A 17,607-nucleotide genomic window follows, 5' to 3' on the forward strand; every position below is an offset into this window, starting at 1 on the left:
TCTTCTCGTACGCTCGCTGAGTGCGTTCACTCGAGGAGATCAGGGATTGGCCGGTTCGGCACGCGGCGGCCGCGGTCGTCACCGCCGACGGGGCAGCGGCGAGCGCCGGCGAGGTGGATCGGGTGTTCCCGCTCGCGTCGGTGACCAAGCCGCTGGTCGCCTACGCGGTGCTCGTCGCGGTGGAGGAAGGTGCGGTCGAGCTGGATCAGCCCGCGGGTCCGCCGGGATCGACGGTGCGGCACCTGCTTGCGCACACCTCCGGACTGGCCTTCGACACCACCGACATTCAGGCCGCCCCCGGTACCCGGCGCATCTATTCGAGCATCGGATTCGAGGTGCTCGCGGGATTCGTGGCCGAGCAGACCGAGATCGCGTTCGCGGACTATCTGCACGCCGCGGTGTTCGAGCCGCTGGGCATGACCAGTTCGGTGCTGGCCGGACCGGCCGGGCATGCCGGGCGGTCGACCGCGGCCGATCTGGCGCGTTTCGCGGCGGAATTGCTGAACCCGCGGTTGATCTCCGCGCAGACACACGCCGAGGCGACCTCGGTCCAATTCCCCGGCCTGAATGGCGTGCTGCCCGGTTACGGTTCGCAGCGCCCCAATGACTGGGGTCTGGGTTTCGAGATTCGGGACGGGAAGACTCCGCACTGGACGGGTAGTTCGAATTCGGGGGGAACTTTTGGCCATTTCGGGCAGTCCGGCACCTTTTTGTGGGTGGACCCCGCGTCGTCGTTGGCGTGTCTCGCATTGACCGACCAGAATTTCGGCGACTGGGCGAGAGCGGCCTGGCCGCCCCTCAGTGATGCTGTTATTGCGGAGGCGACGCTCCCACGCAACACGGCGGTGAAGTAACACACGTAACTTCGGGCACTCCAGTACACTCAGGCAACACCAGCAGACGGGCCGTTGGGGAAGACGTCCCCCGTCGACGCTGGAGGTGTTAGTAGTGCGCGCATCGAGTCAGTTCGCGGACGTGACGGCGGGTGTGGTGTATATCCACTCGTCGCCTGCCGCGCTGTGCCCGCACGTCGAATGGGCGCTCACCTCGGCCCTCGCCGCCCCCGCCAAACTGCGCTGGACCGCCCAACCCGCCGACGGCCAACTCCGCGCCACCAGCGAATGGATGGGTCCGGTAGGCACCGCCGCCCGCATCGCCCAAGCCCTGCGCTCCTGGCCGGTCCTGCGCTTCGAGGTCACCGAAGACCCCAGCGAAGGAGTAGACGGCGAACGCTACTGCTTCGTCCCCGGACTCGGCCTCTGGCACGGATCCACCAGCGCCAACGGCGACGTCACCCTCGGCGAAATGCGACTACGCGCCATGCTGCAAGCCGCCGGAGAACTCGGAAGATACACAACCTACGACCTCGCCGCCGAAATCGACCGCGCCCTCGGCACACCCTGGGACGAGGATCTGGAGATCTACCGATACGGAACAGAATCCGGTGCCGAAGTCACCTGGTTGCGCCGAGACGTAGGTTAACCCCGCAACTCCTCTACCCTCCAGCCTCGATCAACGTCTTCGCAGCGGCGCCGTATCGCCTGCGATGGCGACTTGACGTATGGAGCTGGCTCTTGACGGCGGTTGCAGCGTGCGTCATGAGGATGTTTCTTGCGTTGAGTCGTGGTTATGGGGACGGCGAAGCCATTCTTGGAGGAGGGGGAAGTCTTCGTTGTTGAGTCCGCAGGAGGCCTCGACGTGGTGGAGTAAGGCTGGGGCGGGGTGGTGGGCGGTTATCCATTCGCGGTCGGAGTCGGTGTGCTCGTCATCGATCCAGATGAAGGGGCGGCCTGCGGCCCAGGCGACCAGGGTTCGGGTTTTCCAGTGGAGTCCGAACCATTGGTCTTCGTGGTGGTGGTCGTCGGATGAGTCCGGCCAGGTGACTACCGGCAGTTGGGGGAGGCCGAGCCGTGGCGCTATTTCGGTGTTCGCGTCTTCGTTCCAGGTGGTGGCCCAGACCAGGTCGCAGGGGAGTGCTGCGAGATGACGTCCGACTTCTGGTCGCAGTCTTGCCAAGTGTGAGTGAGGGATTGGGTTGGAAAGAGTGTTTATGCCGAATGGGAGTAGCGGTCCGTCGACGTCGAGGAAGAGCAGTGGGCGCTCTTCATTGGTCATCCGTTGAAGGATAGTCCTGGGGGGCAGAATCTTCCGGTGCTGGACCGAGCATGCGGTCGAAGAGGCGCTCGAGCAATGCGGGGGCTGAGGTTGCGGTGGTGGGGTCTAGGGCGGATTGGGTTAGGCCGACGATGGTGAAGGCGATCAGGTGGGCGTCGAGGTCGATGGGTGGGGCGGGGGTGGTGGGGGTGATGTGGCGGATTCGGCGGAGGTAGTGGGCGATTACGTCGACGAGGGGGAGGAAGCCGCCGATGGCGTCGGTCATGGCGAAGGAATCGCCGCTGGTGAGGGCTGCGGCGAAGAAGGCGTCGAGGACGATGGTGTCTTGGCGGCGGGGTTCGTCGAGGGGGAGTAGTTCGGTGAGGATGATGCGTAGGGCATCACGGGGGGCGGCGTCGGTGCCGAGGGCGGCCAAGCGCTGGCCGAATCGGTTCGCGGCGTCCTCGAGGACTGCGCGGTGGGTTGCCAGGAGGAATTCGCGTTTGGTGCCGAAGTAGTACTGCACCAAGCGGACTGAGATGCCGGCTTCGGCTGCTACCGACTGAAATGTCGCGGCCTCCAGTCCGCCGCGAGCCATGACGTTGCGCACCGCGGTGGTGATCTCCCGTCGCCGCACGTCGTGGTCGACCAATTTCGGCATGCACACCACCCGCCTTTCGCCCGCCTCCGGAAGGGGTTGATGATACGCGCGTACCAGGTAGAAGTCCGACCTCGAGGCCGGTCGTGCGCTGATCGAGGGGGAACTGGTGCGTGGGCTCTCGGGCGTTGCCGACTATCGTTCCCCCTTGAGCTGCGGCTTCGGGTCGCGACGAGGCCCCTCGGCGGCGTGAGGCGGAAACGTCCAGTTGCGCAACACATCCCGGCACGGTCAGGCCCGTGCCGGGATGCGTTCCCCCCATATTCAGGTATTCAGTTGTGGTGAGTGTTCGACGCGGTCGGTGTCAGCAAACGACCGCGTCGACCTCCCTACTTGATGAGCCCACCGTGGTGGTCGTGCACCTTCCCGCGCTGCGCGGCAGCAGCCTTCGGCGTCGTGCCACCGGGCGGGTTGTCACTGAGCGCGAACGTCGCGACCGAGTAGGCGATCGCACCGGTGTTCACGGCCAGCGCCTTATCGTTGATGTTGCTGGTCGTGTCACAGGCCCCGTGGTAGCAGGCGTCGTAGGGCTTGCCCGCTTCACCGCCGAACATCTGCTGTTCCTCAGGCGTCTTGATGCCCTCGGCGCCGGTGAACAACCCGCCTGCCGGGATCCCCGCCGCGATGAACGGCCCGTAGTCCGAACGCCCGTCGAGCGGCGTGCTGACGTGCGGCAGCCGAAGGAAATCGAAGTAGCGGGCAAACGCCTTCTCGATCTCGGCGGAACCGGCCGGCCCCGCACTACCGTCGTAGATCTTGTACGCGAAGTTCGGCGAACCGATCATGTCGAAGTTGAGGTAGAGCCGGATCTTGTTGCGCTCGGCCTCGGGCAGGGTCGCCACGTAGTGCTCCGAGCCGAGCAAGCCCAACTCTTCGGCACCCCACCAGGCGAACCGCACCTTGTTCTTCGGCGGCAGCTGGGCCATCCGCAGCGCGACCTCGAGCAGCCCGGCACTGCCGGACCCGTTGTCGTTGATGCCGGGACCCGCGAGCACGGAGTCGAGGTGCGCACCGGCCATCACGACCTTGTCCGCGTTGCCCCGCTTGCTCTCCGCCAGCACGTTGTGCGTCTTGCGCATGGTGCTCTCGGTGTCGGTCTTCAGCCGGACGACCGTGTTCGCCGGGGAGGCGAGGTCCTGGCCGACGGCGAAGCTGACGCCGACCACCGGCACGGTGACGCCGGGTCCGCCGAGCGTTCCGGTGAAGGTGTCGGTCCGGCCGGGCTGGCCCTCGTTGAAGATGATCACGCCGGAAGCGCCTGCGGTCTGGGCGTTTCGGGCCTTGTCGGCGAAGGGACAGGTGCCGCGCTGGATCAGCGCGATGTTGCCCGCGGTGAAGCCGGCGAAGTCCTGGGCCTCGCAGCCGGAGGTCGAGCTCGGTTCCGGCGTGGGCGGCAGGGTCAGGTCGACGGCTTGCACCGTGGCGTTCGCGGTACCCGAGCCGGAATAGGTGAGGGTGGCGAAATCGCCGAGCTCACTGCTGCCGGGCGGGGTCGGCTTGTAGGTTTTGGCTTCGGGGGAGACCTGCTCCATGGCCGCCGTCGACCGTTCCCGGAAGAACGGGAAGTCGAACTGCTGCGTTGTCACCTGGTAGCCGGCGCCGCGCAGTTTCGCGGCGACGTAGTCGCGGGAAGCGTCGTAGCCTGGCGTACCGGAGGCGCGGGTGCCGCCGTTGGCGGTGGCGAATTTCTGGAACTCCTGCAGGTGCCGTTTGATGTTCGGTGCCTGCATCGAGCTGGCCAATTGTTGCTCGGGCGGCGCGGCGGGTTCGGCGAATGCGGACCCCGCGAGTGCGAGCGAGAAAACGAGAGGCAGCGCGGCGGCTGCGGGGACAACGCGACTGGCTCTGACGCGGCTGAAAATATGGGGCATGTCGGCTCCTCCAAAGGGACGGAAAAATCCCGATAGTCGGAAGTTAAACCGCTACGCCGCTCCGGTGGTACCCCAGTTCAAGTGGGGAAAGCCATTGCCCCGGTTGGTTTTCTGCAACCACTCGGCACAGTTCCGCATGCACGCAGACCGAGCGGCCGGCTAGTTCATCTCGGCCGGTGTGTGCCGCCGGAATACACGCAGGGAACTGCTCGGTACGTTTGATGAGATTGATTGCCACGCAGTTTATTACGGCCGAAGAATGCCTGATTCGGCGTCGTATAAGAGGACGCGGTCCGGTTGCGGGATTACCCAACCCTCGGCGCCCACGGCCGGTTCTTCCGCTTCCGGCACGGTGACAGCAACGGTGAAATCGTCTGCCTGCACGGTAACCAGAGACGTCGCGCCGAGGTGTTCCACCGTGGATACGGTGCCGTGCAATGCCCCCTTTAGGGGGGTGGTGGAGTAGGCCAGATATTCGGGCCGGGCTCCCCAGATGACCGACGAATCCAGCCCGACGAGCTCGCCGGGGATCAGGTTCATCGGGGTGGAGCCGATGAAGTTGGCGACGAAGGTATCGGCGGGACGGCGGAAAACCTCTCGGGCGGTACCGAGTTGGCGGATCTGCCCGTTCGACATCACCGCGATCCGGTCGGCCAGCGCCAGCGCCTCGGCCTGGTCGTGGGTGACGAAGACCGTGGTCACGCCGAGCTCGTGTTGCAGCTTCTTCAGGAAGGTCCTGGCCTCCAGGCGCAGCCGAGCGTCCAGGTTCGACAGTGGCTCGTCGAACAGGAAAACCTTGGGGTGGCAGGCCATTGCCCGCGCCAGCGCCACCCGCTGCTGTTGCCCGCCGGACAGCTCGGCCGGGCGGCGCGCCATCAAACCGCTCAGCGACAGCTGATCCCCGGTCTCCTGCGCCTTCGCCGCGCGGGTACGGCGATCGGTGCCGCGGACCTTGAGCGGATAGGCGATGTTGTCGACCACCGTCATGTGCGGGAACAGCGCGTAATCCTGGAACACCATGGCCACGTCGCGGCGACCGGGCGACAACCGCGTGACGTCCTTCTCGCCGATCCGAACCTGCCCGCTGGTAGGGGTTTCCAGCCCGGCGATGGTGCGCAGCAGCGTCGTCTTGCCGCATCCGGACGGACCGAGCAGCGCGAAGAACTCCCCGTCCTCGATGCTGAACGACAAGGCGTCGAGGGCCGTCACGTCGCCGGGGAAGACCTTGGTCAGGTCCGTCAGTTCGATCTGCGCCATCTAGGACTTGATCCCTCCGTGGAGCCGGAAGCCGTAGCGCCGGTTGACGAACAGGTACATCAGCACGACCGGAATCGAGTACAGCAGCGAGAACGCGGAGATCGGCCCCAGCTGCGCCCCACCGCCCTCGTCGTAGAAGGTGCGCACCACCACCGCGGCCGGTTGCTTTTCCTGGTCACGCAGCAGCAGGAACGGCACCAGGTAGCTGCCCCACACATTCACCACGGTCCACACCGCGATGGTGGCCAGCCCCGGCCGGGCGACCGGCACCACGATGTCGCGCAGGATGCGCAACGGCCCCGCCCCGAACACCCGCGCCGACTCCTCATAGGACTTGGGCACCGAGTCCATGAAGTCCTTCAGGATGAAGATCGCCGCGGGCAACAACCCGCCGGACAGCACCAGCACCACGCCCAATTGCCGGTCCAGCAGACCCATCTTCCAGATCATCAGGAAGATCGGCACCATCGCCGCGGTGCCGGTGACCACGCTGGACAGCAACAGCAGCAGGTACAGCAGCGCATCGCGGCCGGGAATCCGGACTCGCGACAGCGCGTAGGCCGCCAGCGCCGCGCCGACTACCACCAGCACCATGCTGGCGACGGACAGCAGTACCGAGTTCCAGAGCGAGCCCATGGTCAGGTCGTTCTCGAACAGCGCCGAAAAGTGCTGGAGCGTCGGCTTTTCCGGTATCCGCGGTGCGTACCCGGGGTTGGCGTCGAAGGGCGCCGAGGCGAGCCACAGCATCGGCAGCGCGAAGAACCCGGTCAGCACCGCGACGAACGTATAGAACCCGATGCGCGAGACGATCTGTCGTGGACTCATGCTCGCCTCCCCTCAGATACCCGGCGCAGCAACGTGATCAGCGTGCTCATGACGCCCTCCGTCGCAGCAGCCGCAGATAGAACAGCGCCAGCACCAGGTTGATCAGCAGCATCAACACCGACGCGGCGGCGCCGTAGCCCAACGCCCCGTCGTCGATTCCCTGCCGGTACAGGAAGATCGGCAACGTTTCGCTGCGATGGTTCGGCTCACCGCGCGTCAGCAGGTACGGCGTGAAATCGTTGAAGGTCCACAGACTGATGAGCAGGGTGTTGGTCAGGATGTGCCCGCGCATGCTCGGAAAAACCACGTCCCGCAACGTTTGTGGTCCGGACGACCCCGCCAGCCGCGCGGTCTCCAAATGTGAAGGCGGCACGGTGGATAGCGCCGCCGAGTACAGCAGCATCGAGAAGGCGGTTCCGCGCCAAATGTTGAACACGATGATGACGGCCAGCGGTTGCTGGATCATCCAGGCATACCCGGGACTGTTCAGCAGCCGGTTGGCGCTACCCTCATCGCGGTCCAGCATGGCGATCCAGAGCACCGCGACCACACTGGCCGGCAGGATCCAGGCCAGCAGCACCAGGCTTTCCACCATCGCACGCACCCAGCGGGCGGCCTTGCGCAGCGACCAGGCCAGCGTGAAGCCGAGGACGTTCTGCCCGACGATGGCAGAGCCGAAGACGAACAGCAGCGTGATCCAGACGCTGTTCCCGAACAGCGGGTCTTGCAGCGCCTTCGCGTAATTGTCCAGTCCCACAAAGGAAACGTCCACCGAGGTGCGCCCGGACACGGTGAGATCGGTGAGCCCGATCCACAGCAGCCACAGCGCCGGAAACACCAGGAACGCCGCGATCAGCAAGAGCGCCGGCGTGACGAACGCGCTCGCCTTCCAGCGCCCCAGACCGGCCACGTCGGTGTCGGGCCCGCCCTGCCCGACCTTGGCGATAGCGGCGGGGCCCCGGGTCGTGGGGTCAGTCACCGGCTACCTTGTCCTTGCCGCCGACCGCCTCCTCCACGGCTTTGCCATATGCCGCAGCGGCATCCGCAGTACCGGTGCCGGTGACCACATCCAGCGTGGCCTGTTGCAACGCCTTCGACACCTTGGTGTACTCCGGTAGCGCAGGCCGCAACGACGTGATCGGCAGCACCTGCTCGGACACGAAGGTCAGCATCGGATCACCGCCCAGCGCTTCAGCATTCACATCTTGTCGCGCGGTGATGCGCGGACCGCCACCGGCAAGCAGTCCCTTGAACGCCTCCGGCGAGTTCATGAATTGTAAGAGCTCCCAGGCCAATCCGACGTTCTTGCTCTTCGGATTTATCACGCGCCCGCCACCGCCGGACATGCTCACGAAGTCTTGCTGGCGCACCCCGGCACCTGGCGTAGCCGCCGGGATCTTCGCCCATCCGACCTGGGTGTCGCGCTCGGCCATCGGGAAGCTGCCCCCGGTCGGGTTCAGCACGCCGCGCCAGAAGTAGTCGCCCTCCAGCAGGATCCCCACCTGTCCCTTGGCGAACTTTTCGAAGCTCTTCTCCCGGCCCTTGGCGTCCTGCTGCAACTCCGCATCGCCCAGCCGCTCGCTGTACACCGTGCGGTAGAAGTCCAGCACCCTGCGGAATTTCGCGGTGTTCCCGACCCACTTGCCGCCCTCGAACAGCGTGCTGCCCGTGCCCGCCAGCAGCGGCAGCACGCCCTGGGTGGTCGTCGCCTCGCCGAAGCTGGTGCCCGCGTTGAGTTGCACCGGAGTAACGCCGGGCACCGCCTTCAATTTCCGGCCCGCCTCCAGCACCTGGTCCCAGCTCGTCGGCCGCCAGTCCGCCGGTAAACCTGCCTGCGCGAACAGCTTTCGGTTGAAGAACAGCACCCGCCCGTCGGTCTCCTGCGGTATGCCGTATTGCACGCCGTTGTAGGACGTCAACTGCCGCACGGTGTCCGGCATGTGCCGCCAGCCGTCCCACGCCTGCACCTTGTCCGCCCCGACCAGCTCGTCCAGCGGCCTGATCTGCTCGCCCTCGGCGAACTCGCCGACCCAGATTCCGTCCAGTGACACCACGTCGGCGCCGGTACCGGTCTTGAGGTCCTTGGCGATCCGGCTCTTGTAATCCTCGTCGGGCACGCCGGTCGCCTGGAATTTCACCTTGACCGTGACGCCCTTGGCCTTTTGCTGCTCCACGAATTTCGGGATGACCCAGTCTTCGATCCATTTCGCCTCGGCCGCGTTCTTGCCGCCCGCCGAGTTGATGGCGTTCGCGGTGATCGTCAGCGACTGCCCGTCGCCGTCGTCCCCGCAACTCGCCGTCCCCATCAAGAGCGCGCTTGCGCTCGCCACCGCCGCGAACACCCGCCAGTTCGATGCCATGGGGCCCTCCTGAAAGGCAGATCCATCCTCACTCCGACGTTGTCACAAGACGCTGCCCACCGACGCGCATTCATGGAATAGGCCCCAATATTCGGGGCACGGCGGACCGGCCCGAGCCGCCGATTGCGCCGGAGAATGCAGTGCGCTGTGGAGAATGGGAGTTGTGTGTTGATCACGTTCCCCGATCCGATCGGAGCCACCGCTATGCACGATGACCGTCGGTTGATCGAGGACCGCCTCGGGCGGGTGCTGATGGAACGGATCATGCCTGCGGTCTATCCGGAGTCGGTGCCGTTGACCGCGTCCATCTGGGTGGCGCCGGACGAGCCGGTGCCGGTCGCGGAAGGCTTGGCCGCGCCACGGACGCCGATCCGCTCCGGTGCGCCGTGGGGCGCGCCGTGGGGGACCAGCTGGCTCACCGTCGAGGGGACGGTGCCTGCCGAGTGGGCGGGCAAGACCGTCGAGGCGATCATCGACCTCGGTTTCGACCGGAACATGACCGGCTTCCAGTGCGAAGGGCTGGTCTATCGGCCGGACGGATCGCCGGTCAAGGGCCTGCACCCGCGTAACCAGTGGGTGCGGGTGGCCGCCCCGGCGGTCGGCGGCGAGCAGGTGCTGCTGCACGTCGAGGCGGCGTCGAACCCGATCATTCCCTTCTTCGCGCCGAACGCCCTCGGCGACAAGCTCACCGCAGGCACGGAGCCGCAATACCGGCTCGGCCGAATGGATCTCGCGGTCCTCGACGAAGAGGTCTGGAACCTGGTACTGGACCTGGAGGTGCTCGGTGAGCTGATGCACGAGATGCCGGAGGACCCCGCGCGCCGCTTCACCATCGTCCGCGCGATCGAGCGGGCCCTCGACGCCGTCGACTTGCAGAACGTGAACGCCACCGCGGCCGCCGCCCGAGCCTGCCTGGCCGATGTGCTTGCCACACCGGCGATTCCGTCCGCACACCTGATCTCCGCCGTCGGGCACGCGCACATCGACTCGGCGTGGCTGTGGCCGCTGCGCGAGACGGTGCGCAAGGTCGCGCGCACCACCGCCAACATGACCGCGCTGCTGGCCGATGAACCGGAGTTCGTCTTCACGATGTCCCAGGCCGCGCAATACGACTTCATCAAGCGGCACCGACCCGAGGTCTACGCCAAGGTGAAAGAGGCTGTGGCGGCCGGGAGATTCGTGCCGACCGGCGGCATGTGGGTGGAGGCCGACACGAATATGCCCGGCTCCGAAGCGATGGCGCGGCAGTTCGTGCACGGCAAGCGGTTCTTCCTGGAGGAGTTCGGTGTCGACAATCAGGAGGTGTGGCTGCCCGATACGTTCGGATTCGCCGCTGGACTACCGCAGATCATCAAGGCGGCCGGTGCCAAATGGCTACTGACGCAGAAGATCTCCTGGAGTCAGATCAACAAGTTCCCGCACCACACCTTCCTGTGGGAGGGGGTCGACGGCACCCGGATCTTCACGCACTTTCCGCCGGTCGATACCTACAACTGCACCATGCACGGTCGCGAGATCGCGCATGCCGCCCGCAATTTCAAGGACAAGGGGCGCGCGTCGAGGTCGCTGGCGCCGACCGGCTGGGGTGACGGCGGCGGCGGGACGACGCGGGAGATGGTCGCGAAGGCCGCGCGGATGAAGAGCCTCGAAGGTTCGCCGAAGGTGTTCTGGGACAAGCCTGCCGAGTTCTTCGCCAAGGCCGAGGCCGAGTATCAGAACCCACCCGTCTGGGTAGGAGAGCTGTATCTGGAGTTGCACCGCGGCACGCTGACCAGTCAGTCGAAGACCAAGCAGGGCAACCGGCGCAGCGAGCACCTGCTGCGGGAAGCCGAGCTTTGGGCTGCGACGGCGACGGTGCGGAAGAACCTCGAGTACCCGTACGCGGCGCTGGACCGGCTCTGGAAGACCGTGCTGCTGCACCAGTTCCACGACATCCTGCCCGGCTCGTCGATCGCGTGGGTGCACCGCGAGGCGGAGCAGACCTATGCCGTGGTGGCCGAGGAGTTGACGGCGCTCATCGAGCGGGCCAAGTGGGTGCTCGGCGGTGAGCGGGTGGGGCCGAACGCCTTCAATCCGGCGCCGCACGTGTGGCGCTCGATTCCGGCCGGTGCGGCCGGACCGGTGGCGGCGGCTCGCCCGTGCGCGGTGACCGAGCGCACGGGTGGCGGGTACGTGCTCGACAACGGGCTCTTGCAGGTCGAGGTGGATGCGCGCGGCCTCGTCGTGTCGGTGTTCGACGTCGAGCATCTGCGCGAAACCCTGCCGCCGGGTTCGGTCGCGAATCTGCTGCAGCTGCACCCGGATCTGCCGAACTCCTGGGACGCCTGGGATGTCGACATCTTCTACCGCAACCGCGTCACCGACCTCACTGACGCAGAGTTCGTTGTGGCAGAGCCGGATTCGGGCGTGGTGCGAATCGGCCGGTCGTTCGGCTCCTCCACCGTCGAGCAGACCCTGACGCTGCACGAGTGGGCGCTGGAGATCGAGACCAGCGTCGACTGGCACGAGACCGAGAAGTTCCTCAAACTGGCCTTCCCCCTGGACATCCACGCCGACCGCTACGCCTCGGAGACCCAGTTCGGGCACCTGTTCCGGCCCACGCACACCAACACCAGCTGGGAGTACGCGAAGTTCGAGGCCTGCGCCCACCGGTTCGTCCACTTCGCCGAGCCCGGGTGGGGCGTGGCGCTCGTCAACGACGCCACCTACGGTCACGACGTCACCCGAACGGTGCGGGCCGACGGCGGGACGACGACCACGGTGCGCGCCTCGCTGCTGCGCGCACCGCGGTTCCCGGATCCGCAGACCGACCACGGTGTACATCACTTCCGGCATTCGCTGCTCCCCGGTGCCGCGATCGGGGACGCGGTGAATGCGGGCTACCGCGTGAACCTCACGCCGCCGACGCCGGGTGTCGCCGAAACCGTCGAGCCGCTGTTCGTCGTCGACAACGACGCCGTGGTGACCAGCGCGGTCAAACTGGCCGACGACGGCAGCGGCGATGTCGTGCTGCGCGTCTACGAAGCACAGGGCGGCCGCGCGTCGGCCTTGGTGACTCCCGGGTTCGACGCCGCCGGATTCCAGGTGTGCGATCTGCTGGAACGACCACTGCCTGCGGACACCTCCGCGAGCCCGGAAGATGTGGCAGTCCGTTTGCGGCTGCGGCCTTTCCAGCTCGTCACGCTTCGATTCGCCCGTTCAGTCGCCGCCGAATAGCCTGCGGTAACGGTGTATTCGAGAGAGACTCGGTGGCAGCAGGCGCAGCGTCGAGATCATCGGCGTTCGTGACCCCTCGGCGCTACCGGCCGAGCCGGTCCTGCGCCGGGTTAGCGAAAGGACTTCCACCATGGGACGCCGCAGCACGATTTCCCTTCTCGGCCTAGCCCTGTCCGCCGTTCTGGTCGTCGGTTGCGGCGCCGACTCCGGCAACGGCGCTGCGGTGACGTCCGTCGCGCCGCCCCGCGCGTCGACGACCGTCGTGCCATCCGTACCGGGCGCGCCGCCGCGGGTCACGATCCTGGCCACCGGCGGCACCATCGCCGGAAAGGCCAACGCGGAACCGGGTGTCGGGTACAAGGCGGGGCAAGCCAGCGCGCAAGACCTTATCGCCGCGGTGCCCGGCCTCGACAAGATCGCGACGCTGCAAGCGGAGTCGATCGCCAATATCGGCAGCCAAGATATGAACGAGGAAATCTGGCTCACCCTGGCGCGCAGGATAAATCAGCTCTTCGCGGACAACGCCACCGACGGCGTGGTGATCACCCACGGCACCGACACGATCGAGGAGACGTCGTTCTTCCTGGACAACGTCGTGGCTACCGACAAGCCGGTGGTGCTGGTCGGGGCCGTTCGCCCGGCCAACGCGCTGAGCGCGGACGGACCGGCCAATCTGCGCGCCGCCGTCACCATTGCTGCGGCCCCCGCGGCGCGAGGGAGGGGCGCGATGGTCGTGCTGAACGACACCATCCACAGCGCGCGCGAGGTCACCAAGACGCACACCTCGAGCATGCAGACCTTCGCCTCGCCCAACACCGGGCCTGCGGGGTACGTGTCCGGCGATTCGATCCGTTTCGTCACAACACCGCAGTCGCACACACGTCCGCGTTTCCCGGTGCCGGACGGTTCGTCGCTGCCACGGGTCGACATCGTGTATTCGCACGCCGGTATGCGCCCGGACCAGGTGGACGACGCGGTCCGGCACGGGGCGAAAGGCATTGTGCTGGCCGGGGTCGGCGACGGCAACACCGCCAAGGCGGTGCTCGATGCGCTGGCCAAGGCCAACGACGACCGCGTGGTCGTCCGCTCGTCCAGGGTCGGCTCCGGTGAGGTGGTGCGCAACGCCGAGGTCAACGACGACGAGCTCGGCTTCGCCACCTCCGCCGATCTGAACCCGGCGAAGGCTCGTGTGCTGTTGCAGCTGCTGCTGACCGTCGGCATCACCGACCCGGTGCGCGTCCAGCAGGAGATGAACGCTCGATAGACCAGTTGCTTCAGCCGGAGTGCGGAATCGGGCAGGTCTGCGTCTTGTGCATGTCGTCGAAATACTCTGCGTCGAAATACTGTGCGCAGAGGCGGCGGTGGCGCGCGTCCAGGACCATCCAGGTGCCCAGGACGAGCTGGGTGAGGCCGCGCCAGACGTCCTCGAAGCGGCCGCGTAGGCGCAGTCCGGTCGATGCCGCGCGCACCAGGTTCGGCGACGGTGGGTCATCGGTGGACAGGAGGAGGCAGGGGGCACGGTGGGGGATGGAGCGGGTGTGCGAGACCGAGGAACGTAGTCGGTAGCGGTCCAGCACTGTCCGGGCGACTGTTCGCATCGCGATGGGGGATAGTCGCCACGCCGGGCACGGACGATTGGCTGCTACGCCGAAGGGGATGTGGTGGGTGTCCTTGGCTCGCTGGGTGGTCCACCGGTCCGGGTCGAATCGGTCGGGGTCGGTGTGGCCGGTTCGCTCGAACTCCTGATAGTTGAAGCACAGCACCGTCCCGGCGGGGATCGCACTGCCGTCGCCGATGTCGATGTCGGCGGTGGTGATGCGGTGCGCGATGCCGAAAAGTGGGAATTGGCGCAGTGTTTCGTCCAGGACGTGATCCAGATATGGCGTGTCCGACTCTGTGACGATGCGGCGCTGTACATCTCGGTGCTGGGCGATCGCGAGCAACAGGTGTGCCATGCCCTCGGACATCTGTACGACGGCGGTGTTGAAGAACGCGCCCTGTAGGTAGTGGGCCTGCTCGCGTCGGCTGAGCCGGGAGGGGAGTTGGTGCGGCACCTCGCCCGCGTCGATCCTGGCGAGCAGGTACCGGGTGAGGCGGTCGCGTCGGCGCATGTGGCGCAGCCCAGTGCATTTCAGCGACGTCACCACGTCGTCGGCATTGCCGACGATCAGATCCCTGGCGGTTGGTGGGCATGGTTCGCGAAAGACCAACTCGTAGAAGAACTCTGCCCAGATCGGCATCATCAGGTCGCGTAGCCGCACGAGAGTCAGTGGTCGGGTCGGCAGTTCGTCGAGTACCCGGCGGGCACAGCGGTCGGCGAGCCGCTCGATCTCGGCGGTGGGCAGGGACAGTACGGCTCGGGTGGTTCGGGCCGCCTCGTCGTAGCGGGGGCCGTCCTCGAGGTGCTCCTGGTGTACTTCTGGGCCGGGCGCGAGCCAGTACCAGAACAGGTCCGACAGTGCCGCGCCTCGGCTGCGTCCGTTGGCGGCCGGGTGTGCGTACAAACGCAGGAAGAGCTCCGGGCCGCCGCGCTCGCCGGGGAGAGTTATCTCATTGCTGCCGTTGACTTTCGCGAAGATCCACACCCGTAGGGTCACCACGGCCTGGGGTAGCCAGCGGGAGACCGCCCAGAGTGCGCCCGCGGTTGCCAGTATCGGCATCGGCCTGGTCATCGCGCCGCCCCTCGGGTGGTGACCAGACTCGCGTTGAGTTTGGACAGTGTGGCCACCCCGCCCAGCGTCAGCGTGTGTTCGATCTCCGCGCGGAGGTTGTCCAGCACTCCGGTGACTCCTTCGGCGCCGCCGACGGTCAGACCCCACAGCACCGGCCGCCCAACGCCGACCGCCGTGGCGCCGAGTGCCAACGCCAGCACGACATCCGAGCCGCGGCGTACTCCGCCGTCGAGGAAGATCGGGATCCGACCGGCCACGGCTGCGGTGATGGCGGGCAGGGCGTCCAGGGTTGCGGGGGCGAGGTCCAGCTGACGTCCGCCGTGATTGGACACCAGGATCGCGTCGGCCCCGTGCTCCACTGCCAGCCGCGCGTCCCCGGGGTGCAGGATCCCTTTGAGTACCAGAGGAAGTCGCGTCTTCTCGCGGAGCCGGTGGAGATGGTCCCAGGTCAGCTCGGTCGACATCGCGATCCGCCGGACGCCGCTTCCTGTCGCGCCCGGTAAGTCCCGCATGTTTTCCGCGTACATTCCGGCGGGTAGGTCGTGAAAGTTGTGGTGGTCGTCCCGGGTTCGATGGCCCAACGCGGGAGAGTCGACCGTCACCACCAGAGCCGTGCAACCCGCCCGTTCGGCTCGCCGGATGAGTTCGTCGGTCACCTCCGGCTCCGGCTGCACGTAGAGCTGGAACCACACGCGCGCGTCTCGGTCGACCTCCCTTGCGGCGGTGGTGACTTCATCGATGGCTACCGTTCCGGCCATGCTGGCGATGTGGACGATCCCGGCCGCGGCCACTCCTCGGGCGGTGGCCCGCTCACCCTCCTGATGGGCCAGTCGGTGGAACGCAGTGGGGGACACGAACACCGGCATGGTGCTCGGGTCGCCGAGCAGATCTGTCGCGATGGACCGGTCGGTGGTGTCCCGTAAAACCCTGGGCAGCAGGGCAAGCCGTCGGAAGGCCTGCTCGTTGTCGGCCATGGCGAGCTCGTCGCCGGCCCCACCGGCGAAGAAGTCGTAGTGCGCGGGGTCGAGCAGTTCCTTGGCTTGTTGCTCCAGCGCGACCAGGCTGGTCACCGCATCGGCTCCGGCGCGCGAAGTGCGGTGTCGAGGAAGTCGACGAGGGGCTTGCGGTGCACTGTTTCCTGCGTCCACTCGTTCTCGAGGTTCTCGGTGATGTGGTGCTCCGCGATCTGCCCGTCGATGCGGTACTGCCGCACCACCGGGTGCAGGTAGCGCCCGTCCAGGGCGTGCTCGGCGTCGGACTGCGCGATGCGGCGGGCATTGATGTCGAACGGGTCGAGACGGTCGTGGTCCTTGCCGTATTCCAGGGTGATCACCAGGTAGGTGTCCACCTCGCCGAGGTAGCCCGCCGCGACGGCGTCGGCCACGAAATCGACTGGTAGTTCCTCCCAGTACCGCGCCGAACCGTCCGCGCTGAGCGTGACTACGTCGCCGATGAAGCCGAACAGTTGCCACAAGGCGGAGGTCCGGTTCACCCGCTCCAGGATTGCCGCACCGACCTCGCCGGCAGTGCCCGCCAGCTCGCGGTGCGGCCACTTCTGATCATGGTGGCGTTGTTCCAGGATCCGGTGCAACGCCCTTGTCGCGTAACGGAAACCGTGGATAAAGGCGCTGGTGGACTTCTTGAAATCGCGTTCTTGGGTGATCGTGCCCGCGAAGTACAGACCGGGCACGTTGATCGATTCCCAGGCCGAGGTCTGGGCCGGGAAGCGATCGTTGATCGCCAGGCCGGGTTTGCACTCCGGCGCGAAAATTGCGGCGTCGAAACGGAATCCGGTCGCCACGAGCACCCGGTCGTAGCGGATGTCCTTGGTGACTTCGTCGGCACGGGAGAAGCTCACCGTCACCAGATACGACGAATCCGACTGCCTGGCGATGTCGACGACATTGCCGTCCAGGATCGCGTTCTGCGATTTGAGCTGGTAGGTGTCCAGGAAGTTGTTGTTGACCGCGCGCAGATGGCCGAGGAAGTGCGTCTGCCAGGCGAGCCGGAGGGAATGCGGACCGGCAACGTGGATGACGGCCGCGTGCTCGATCAGGTTGTCGGCGGTCTCGAAGGCCGAGTTGCCTTTTCCGATGATCAGCACCCGCTGGTTGGTGAAATCCGCTGGATCTGTTGACATTTCGCTGTAGAGCTCGGCGGTCTCGATGCCGGGGATCTCCGGGACATAGGGTTTCGAGACGCCGGTGGCCACGATCAACCGTCGCGCACACAGCACATTGCCATGCTGATCGACGGCTTCGAAGCCGTCGGGCCGGCTGATCCGCTCGATCCGAGTGTCGTACTGGACCGACAAGCTTTGTGTCGCAGCGAAATCGCCGAGGTACCGGACCATGTCGTCGGCGGCGGGGAAGAAGCGCTGGGTGTATTCCTTGAACAGCGGCCCCGCCAGCAGCGAGTTCCAGTCCATGCGCAGGTTCAGTTCGGGATCGTCCCAGCCCGTGTACACCTTGTTGATGGAGATCAGCCGGCGGTGCCGAGGGAACTTGCTGAAGAACGTGCCGGGGGCCGCGCCGGCCTCCACGATCAGGTAGTCGCGGCCGGCCTGCTGCAAATGGTGGCCCATTTGGAGGCCGGCCGGCCCAGCGCCGATTACCAGGTAGTCGAGTTCGGGCACGTGCTCCTCCAAATATTGT

Annotated in this window: 14 protein-coding genes; 4 read left to right on the forward strand and 10 right to left on the reverse strand. The window is 66.5% G+C overall.

The window, feature by feature from the left end; genetic code table 11:
• The first annotated feature begins 20 nt into the window (after positions 1–20).
• Positions 21–854, forward strand: coding sequence for a serine hydrolase (locus IBX18_RS19280; RefSeq protein ID WP_194835024.1), 834 nt, complete (start codon positions 21–23; stop codon positions 852–854).
• A 94-nt stretch (positions 855–948) separates the two neighbouring features.
• Entirely contained in the window at positions 949–1,482 is a 534-nt protein-coding gene (locus IBX18_RS19285) for a DUF3145 domain-containing protein (RefSeq protein ID WP_194835025.1), read from the forward strand.
• Between the two features lie 114 nt (positions 1,483–1,596).
• On the opposite strand, the gene IBX18_RS19290 is transcribed toward IBX18_RS19285, so the two are convergent.
• The 7 genes from IBX18_RS19290 to IBX18_RS19320 all read right to left on the reverse strand — a co-directional run bounded on the left by IBX18_RS19290 (position 1,597) and on the right by IBX18_RS19320 (position 9,065).
• A complete protein-coding gene (locus tag IBX18_RS19290; protein WP_194835026.1) occupies positions 1,597–2,115 on the reverse strand; it encodes an HAD domain-containing protein in 519 nt (172 codons plus the stop codon).
• The gene (locus IBX18_RS19295) at positions 2,105–2,755 is read right to left on the reverse strand and encodes a TetR/AcrR family transcriptional regulator (RefSeq protein ID WP_194835027.1); all 651 of its coding nucleotides are present in this window, start codon (positions 2,753–2,755) and stop codon (positions 2,105–2,107) included. Before IBX18_RS19295 ends, IBX18_RS19290 begins: the two co-directional genes overlap by 11 nt.
• Positions 2,756–3,081: 326 nt before the next feature.
• The gene (locus IBX18_RS43135) at positions 3,082–4,623 is read right to left on the reverse strand and encodes a M28 family metallopeptidase (protein WP_107654993.1); all 1,542 of its coding nucleotides are present in this window, start codon (positions 4,621–4,623) and stop codon (positions 3,082–3,084) included.
• 246 nt (positions 4,624–4,869) lie between these two features.
• Positions 4,870–5,880 carry an ABC transporter ATP-binding protein gene (locus IBX18_RS19305; RefSeq protein ID WP_194835028.1) on the reverse strand — a complete coding sequence of 337 codons (1,011 nt, stop codon included), beginning with the start codon at positions 5,878–5,880 and terminating at the stop codon, positions 4,870–4,872.
• The gene (locus IBX18_RS19310; protein WP_194835029.1) at positions 5,881–6,705 is read right to left on the reverse strand and encodes a carbohydrate ABC transporter permease; all 825 of its coding nucleotides are present in this window, start codon (positions 6,703–6,705) and stop codon (positions 5,881–5,883) included.
• Positions 6,706–6,751: 46 nt separating this feature from the next.
• Positions 6,752–7,684, reverse strand: coding sequence for a sugar ABC transporter permease (locus IBX18_RS19315; RefSeq protein WP_306796323.1), 933 nt, complete (start codon positions 7,682–7,684; stop codon positions 6,752–6,754).
• Positions 7,677–9,065 (reverse strand): extracellular solute-binding protein, encoded by a 1,389-nt coding sequence (locus IBX18_RS19320; protein ID WP_194835030.1) that lies wholly within the window; start codon positions 9,063–9,065, stop codon positions 7,677–7,679. Before IBX18_RS19320 ends, IBX18_RS19315 begins: the two co-directional genes overlap by 8 nt.
• A gap of 204 nt (positions 9,066–9,269) precedes the next feature.
• Here IBX18_RS19320 and IBX18_RS19325 point away from each other — a divergent pair, with 204 nt between their 5' ends.
• Both IBX18_RS19325 and IBX18_RS19330 read left to right on the forward strand, forming a co-directional pair.
• Positions 9,270–12,281, forward strand: a complete 3,012-nt coding sequence (locus tag IBX18_RS19325; RefSeq protein WP_194835031.1) for a glycoside hydrolase family 38 C-terminal domain-containing protein — start codon at positions 9,270–9,272, stop codon at positions 12,279–12,281.
• A 130-nt stretch (positions 12,282–12,411) separates the two neighbouring features.
• Complete coding sequence (locus IBX18_RS19330; RefSeq protein WP_194835032.1) at positions 12,412–13,545, forward strand: asparaginase; 1,134 nt, start codon at positions 12,412–12,414, stop codon at positions 13,543–13,545.
• Positions 13,546–13,555: 10 nt separating this feature from the next.
• Here the strand turns inward: IBX18_RS19330 and IBX18_RS19335 are convergent, their stop codons facing one another.
• Genes IBX18_RS19335 through IBX18_RS19345 form a run of 3 tightly spaced genes read right to left on the reverse strand, consistent with a single transcriptional unit; the run spans position 13,556 to position 17,588 of the window.
• The gene (locus IBX18_RS19335; RefSeq protein ID WP_194835033.1) at positions 13,556–14,953 is read right to left on the reverse strand and encodes a cytochrome P450; all 1,398 of its coding nucleotides are present in this window, start codon (positions 14,951–14,953) and stop codon (positions 13,556–13,558) included.
• Positions 14,950–16,023: an alpha-hydroxy acid oxidase gene (locus IBX18_RS19340; RefSeq protein ID WP_194835034.1), complete on the reverse strand. Its 1,074-nt coding sequence runs from the start codon at positions 16,021–16,023 to the stop codon at positions 14,950–14,952. Before IBX18_RS19340 ends, IBX18_RS19335 begins: the two co-directional genes overlap by 4 nt.
• Positions 16,020–17,588 (reverse strand): NAD(P)-binding domain-containing protein, encoded by a 1,569-nt coding sequence (locus IBX18_RS19345; RefSeq protein WP_194835035.1) that lies wholly within the window; start codon positions 17,586–17,588, stop codon positions 16,020–16,022. The genes IBX18_RS19340 and IBX18_RS19345 overlap by 4 nt, the downstream gene beginning before the upstream one ends.
• Between the last annotated feature and the right edge of the window lie 19 nt (positions 17,589–17,607).

It is taken from the genome of Nocardia sp. XZ_19_369, from assembly GCF_015355715.1.
GTDB lineage: Bacteria > Actinomycetota > Actinomycetes > Mycobacteriales > Mycobacteriaceae > Nocardia.

What these genes read in the sequence shown, in the direction of transcription:
- IBX18_RS19290 (WP_194835026.1), bottom strand. Translation starts at nt 2,115, where the DNA reads ATGACCAATGAAGAGCGCCCACTGCTCTTCCTCGACGTCGACGGACCG.
- IBX18_RS19295 (WP_194835027.1), bottom strand. Translation starts at nt 2,755, where the DNA reads ATGCCGAAATTGGTCGACCACGACGTGCGGCGACGGGAGATCACCACC.
- IBX18_RS43135 (WP_107654993.1), bottom strand. Translation starts at nt 4,623, where the DNA reads ATGCCCCATATTTTCAGCCGCGTCAGAGCCAGTCGCGTTGTCCCCGCA.
- IBX18_RS19305 (WP_194835028.1), bottom strand. Translation starts at nt 5,880, where the DNA reads ATGGCGCAGATCGAACTGACGGACCTGACCAAGGTCTTCCCCGGCGAC.
- IBX18_RS19310 (WP_194835029.1), bottom strand. Translation starts at nt 6,705, where the DNA reads ATGAGTCCACGACAGATCGTCTCGCGCATCGGGTTCTATACGTTCGTC.
- IBX18_RS19320 (WP_194835030.1), bottom strand. Translation starts at nt 9,065, where the DNA reads ATGGCATCGAACTGGCGGGTGTTCGCGGCGGTGGCGAGCGCAAGCGCG.
- IBX18_RS19325 (WP_194835031.1), top strand. Translation starts at nt 9,270, where the DNA reads ATGCACGATGACCGTCGGTTGATCGAGGACCGCCTCGGGCGGGTGCTG.
- IBX18_RS19330 (WP_194835032.1), top strand. Translation starts at nt 12,412, where the DNA reads ATGGGACGCCGCAGCACGATTTCCCTTCTCGGCCTAGCCCTGTCCGCC.
- IBX18_RS19335 (WP_194835033.1), bottom strand. Translation starts at nt 14,953, where the DNA reads ATGACCAGGCCGATGCCGATACTGGCAACCGCGGGCGCACTCTGGGCG.